This is a genomic window from Pseudoalteromonas sp. UBA6610, assembly GCF_002433295.1.
GTDB lineage: Bacteria > Pseudomonadota > Gammaproteobacteria > Enterobacterales > Alteromonadaceae > Pseudoalteromonas > Pseudoalteromonas atlantica.
The window spans coordinates 1-5,510 of sequence record NZ_DJHW01000006.1 but is presented as its reverse complement, the minus strand read 5'-3'; the positions used below and the strand labels follow the sequence as shown (position 1 = coordinate 5,510).

Below are 5,510 nucleotides of genomic sequence, written 5' to 3'. Positions count from 1 at the left end.
AATTGGAACTACGCCCCTGCAATGTCGACGAATTATAGAGACCTTTTAGAAAAGGTAAAGTAAAAAATTAACTTTTTAGTTTAACTGCCTTTTAATTATACAAAACGCTGAATTAGCAAGCTAAATAGCGCTGTAAAGCCACTTTAGCTTTAACAGCACTTACCTTTAAAAAATAAATGCTGCTCAGCTTAGCGTAATTAAAACTGCAGTGTGTGCTTTAAAACCGTGCGAGCTTAATAACCGCGGTACTGTTTTTACCTACGCTTAGCCCAAACGCTATGCTGTAAATTCCTTCTTAAGTGTTAAATACTTTAGCTAGCATGATGTATTTACACTTGCTGTTAGTTATTTTTATAGCGGTTTAGCTTGGTGGAGTTGCTGTATACATAAACAAGTCAATAACATTGGCAGCATTTATGATACAATTTAGCGTCTAGGGGATCCGCGTTATACCAATCGTGTTAAGTTATTAGTCGCTTATAGCGACAGATAAATAGAGCGGTTACAAGGCATTAATTTTTACATGTAGTTGCTCTACCTGAGAAATTTATAACGCTGTTAGCGCTTTATTTAGCTCGCTAGAAAGACTAAGTATTTAAGTCGATTGGTATTACCACCTAATTGCATATTTCATCATGTATCTTACTTACGCGGGTCATTCACAATGCAAATATGGAGGAGCTTTACTATTGGCAGTTGCTGGTAGTTCACGCCGTGTTATATGAAGTTTAAATCAAAAAAATACAGTATCGATTCAACCGATTACCAAGTAGGACAAGATAACGTTAGCAAATGGGGCATGGATATTCATACTAATGTATTTTCTGTTTCTATTGGCCTATCTCTACTTTTTATAATTACTCTACTTGCACTCTCGCCTAACGAAGCTAAAGAGGCGATTAACTCAATAAAAAATGCCGCACTAACTAATTTTGACTACGTATTTATGTGGGGCGCCAATATATTACTGCTGTTTGCAGTAGGTATTGCCGCTTCACCGCTGGGTAAAATTCGCCTTGGCGGCGATAAAGCAACTACAGACTATTCAACCTTATCGTGGGTGTCTATGCTCTTTGCTGCAGGCATGGGTATTGGTCTAATTTTTTGGGGCGTGGCAGAGCCCACCGCCTTTTACACCGACTGGTTTGGCACGCCTCTTAATGCAGAAGCCTTTACCGAGCAAGGCCGAGAAATGGCTTTAGGGGCTACTGTTTTCCATTGGGGTCTGCACGCGTGGGCAATTTACGGTATGACCGCTTTATGCCTAGCCTATTTTGTTTATAACAAAGGCTTACCGCTTTCTATGCGCTCAATATTTTATCCGCTTTTAGGAGATAGAGTATGGGGCAAGTTAGGTGATGTTATCGATGTAATGGCGGTATTAGTAACCCTTTTTGGTCTAGCTACGTCGTTAGGCTTAGGCGGGGCACAAGCTGCCAGTGGTATTAGCCACGTGCTCGGCTTTAAAAGCTCTTTATTATTACAACAAGGCATTATTTTATTAATTATGAGCTTGGCTATCCTCTCTATTGTGCGCGGTATGGATGGTGGCGTTAAACTCCTAAGCAATATAAATATGGGCATAGCCTTTGTGTTTCTGGGTTTAGTGTTTATTTTAAACTTTACCACGGTACTTGATTCTGCCTACACAGCAGTAATAGGTTATGTTAAAAATATCATTCCTCTAAGCTACAGCACAGGCCGAGAAGATACGCAGTGGTTACATGGCTGGACTGTGTTTTATTGGGCGTGGTGGGTTGCATACGCACCTTGCTTTGGTATGTTTGTGGCGCGTATTTCAAAAGGGCGCACCATACGCGAATTTTTAGTGTATGTATTACTCATTCCTACTCTTGTAACTACTGCTTGGATGTCGGTTTTTGGTGGTGTTGCGATTGATCAAATTATAAATGAAGTTGGTGTACTTGGCGCAAACCAAGGTATTACAGATGTAACGCTTAGCTTGTTTTATATGCTAGATGCTTATGCATTTGGTACGCTGCTTTCTCTTTTAGCTGTGGCGTTAATAATTATCTTTTTTGTTACCACCCTCGACTCCGGCTCTATTGTAATAGATAGCCTTACATCAGGCGGAAAACTAGAAGTACCTATAAAGCAAAAGCTAGTATGGGCCGTTATTGCCAGTATTATTGCTATGTTAATGCTGTGGATTGGTGGCACCGATTCAATCCAAGCATTGCAATACATTACTATTATTGCCGCCCTGCCCTTTACTATTATTTTAATTTTAGGCTGTATTAGCCTAGTTAAAGGGCTACTTACAGAAACCGAGCAACCTACGCCCGTTCCTGCAAAATAAACCCGCTTAGCCCACTTCACTTAATGAGTTTAGTGGGCAAGAGCTAACGGTTTTTAGGCATAAAAAAAGTCCGTGTAAGCGGACTTTTTATTATCTAGATAACAAAACTATGTTTGCTATCTAAAAGGCATTAACCATTAGTAAAAACGGGTGTTATTCCCACTCAATAGTGGCCGGTGGTTTACCAGAAATATCGTAAACAACACGTGAGATACCGTCAATTTCGTTAATGATACGGTTAGAAACCACACCTAAAAACTCATACGGTAAATGTGACCAACGCGCCGTCATAAAGTCGATAGTTTCAACACAACGTAGTGATACAACCCAATCATATTTACGTGCATCGCCCATAACCCCTACCGACTTAACAGGTAAGAATACAGTAAACGCTTGGCTTACTTTATGATAAAGCTCAGCTTTGTGTAGCTCTTCAATAAAGATAGCATCAGCACGACGTAGTAAATCACAGTACTCTTTTTTAATTTCGCCAAGTACACGTACACCTAAACCTGGCCCTGGGAACGGGTGGCGGTAAAGCATGTCGTACGGTAAACCAAGCTCTAAGCCAATTTTACGTACTTCATCTTTAAATAATTCACGTAATGGCTCAACTAAGCCCATTTTCATGTCATCTGGTAAGCCGCCCACGTTGTGGTGAGATTTAATTACGTGTGCTTTACCTGTGGCTGAAGCGGCTGATTCTATTACGTCTGGGTAAATAGTCCCTTGACCTAACCACTTCGCATTTTTAAGCTTTTTAGCTTGCTCATCAAATACATTAATAAACGTATGGCCAATGGCTTTACGTTTTTCTTCTGGATCTGATTTGCCTGCAAGGTCAGCTAAAAACTGCTCCTCAGCGTCTACTTTAACAATGTTTAAGCCAAATTTATTGCCAAACATGTCCATAACTTGCTGACCTTCGTTTAAGCGAAGTAAGCCATTATCAACAAATACACATGTTAGGTTTTCGCCAATTGCACGGTGGATCAGCATTGCTACAACAGATGAATCAACACCTCCTGATAAGCCTAAAATAACTTCGTCATCGCCAACGGTTTCTTTAATGCGCTCAATAGCATCATCAATAATTTTGGCAGGTGTCCATAGCTTTTCACATCCACAAATATCAATTGCAAAACGCTCTAATAAACGTTGTCCTTGATGAGTGTGCGTTACTTCTGGGTGAAATTGTACGCCGTAAAAACGTTTTTCTTCGTTAGACATAGCAGCATGCGGACACGTTGGTGTTTTAGCTGTGGTGCTAAAGCTTGCCGGCACTTCCATTACTTTGTCGCCGTGGCTCATCCACACGTCTAAAACGCCGTTGCCGCCATCGGTAATATGATCTTCAATTGCATCGAATAATGCACAGTTACCCACTTTTTCTACTTGTGCATAACCAAACTCTTTTTTATCTGAGCTGTGTACACTGCCGCCAAGTTGAGCTGCCATGGTTTGCATGCCGTAACAAATACCCAGCACTGGCACGCCAGCGTTAAACACGTATTCAGGTGCACGCGGGCTGTTCTCTAGTGTGGTTGACTCAGGGCCACCAGATAAAATAATACCTTGTGGATTAAATTCGCGAATTTGCTCTTCGGTCACATCCCATGCCCACAGCTCACAGTAAACGCCAATTTCGCGGATACGACGCGCGATTAATTGGGTGTATTGCGAACCAAAATCTAAAATTAGAATTCGTGAATCGTGAATATCTTTGCTCATGAAGGATCTCGTAAAGTAGATGCTAGATTCCACTAATTTGCTTAGTGGCTATAAAAGAGGGCTGGTAATTCCAGCCCCGTAATTTAAACGTGTTGTTTAACCTAAGCGGTAGTTAGGCGCTTCTTTGGTAATTTGCACATCGTGAACGTGCGACTCACCCATACCTGCAGATGTAACACGTACAAACTGCGGTTTTGTATTAAGCTCTTCAATGGTGGCACAACCCGTTAATCCCATTGCGCTACGAAGGCCACCCACTTGCTGATGAATAATCGTTGCAATTGGGCCTTTATAAGCGACGCGACCTTCAATACCTTCAGGTACTAATTTGTCAGCTTGGTTAGATTTTTGGAAGTAACGATCCGACGAACCTTCTTTTTGATCCATCGCACCCAATGAGCCCATACCACGGTAAGATTTGTAGTAACGGCCTTGGTAAAGTTCAACTTCGCCTGGCGCTTCTTCAGTACCAGCAAGCATTGAGCCCACCATTACACACGATGCACCCGCAACCAATGCTTTAACAATATCGCCAGAAAAACGAATACCGCCATCAGCAATAACTGGAATGTCACGCCCTTGTAAGCCATCTACCGCATCAGAAATAGCCGTAATTTGTGGCACACCACAACCTGTAACAATACGCGTAGTACAAATTGAACCTGGGCCAATACCTACTTTAACCGCATCCACACCTGCATCTGCAAGGGCAATTGCGCCTTCGGCTGTAGCAACGTTACCGGCAATAATTTGTAAATCTGGGTAAGTTTCACGAGTTTGAGAAACACGGTCAATAACACCTTGCGAGTGGCCGTGTGAAGTATCGATAAGTAAAACATCAACACCCGCCTCTACTAATGCAGCAATTCGCTCATCAGTACCTGCGCCAACACCAACTGCAGCACCTACACGTAAACGACCTAGCTCGTCTTTACATGCATGTGGTTTGTCTTGCGCTTTTTGGTAATCTTTTACGGTGATCATGCCTTTTAGTTTAAACGCATCATCAACCACTAAGATTTTTTCAATGCGGTGTTCGTGCATTAAACCTAAGATTTCTTCGCGCGATGCGCCTTCTTGAACCGTTACCAGTTTGTCTTTTTTAGTCATAACGCTAGAAACAGGCTGTTCAAGCTTCGTTTCAAAACGCATGTCACGACCTGTAACAATACCTAGTAGGTTATTTTCGCTATCAGTAACCGGGAATCCCGAGAACCCTTTTTCTTGCGAAAGAAGCGTCGCATCTGCAATGGTTAAATCGGCAGACACAGTAACAGGGAATGACACAATACCTGCTTCGTAGGTTTTAACTTTACGTACGTTTCTCGCTTGTTCTTCAATGGTCATGTTTTTATGGATAAAACCAAGACCACCTTCCTGCGCGAGGGCAATAGCTAAACGAGCTTCTGTAACAGTATCCATAGATGCTGAAATAAGCGGCAAGTTAAGTTTGATACCA

At 41.9% G+C, this 5,510-nt stretch carries 3 protein-coding genes; 1 reads left to right on the top strand and 2 read right to left on the bottom strand.

Features of this window, described 5'->3' with window-relative positions:
• The first annotated feature begins 721 nt into the window (after positions 1-721).
• The gene (locus B4F91_RS00865) at positions 722-2,320 is read left to right on the top strand and encodes a BCCT family transporter (RefSeq protein ID WP_055252828.1); all 1,599 of its coding nucleotides are present in this window, start codon (positions 722-724) and stop codon (positions 2,318-2,320) included.
• Positions 2,321-2,473: 153 nt separating this feature from the next.
• Here B4F91_RS00865 and guaA read toward each other — a convergent pair whose 3' ends face one another.
• Together guaA and guaB are read right to left on the bottom strand one after the other, a co-directional pair.
• A complete protein-coding gene (guaA, locus tag B4F91_RS00860; protein ID WP_024033152.1) occupies positions 2,474-4,051 on the bottom strand; it encodes a glutamine-hydrolyzing GMP synthase in 1,578 nt (525 codons plus the stop codon).
• 96 nt (positions 4,052-4,147) lie between these two features.
• A partial coding sequence (guaB, locus tag B4F91_RS00855; RefSeq protein WP_288635326.1) for an IMP dehydrogenase occupies positions 4,148-5,510 on the bottom strand: 1,363 nt, incomplete at its 5' end.

Coding starts and splice junctions, on each gene's coding strand:
- B4F91_RS00865 (WP_055252828.1), top strand. CDS start 722: ATGAAGTTTAAATCAAAAAAATACAGTATCGATTCAACCGATTACCAA.
- guaA (WP_024033152.1), bottom strand. CDS start 4,051: ATGAGCAAAGATATTCACGATTCACGAATTCTAATTTTAGATTTTGGT.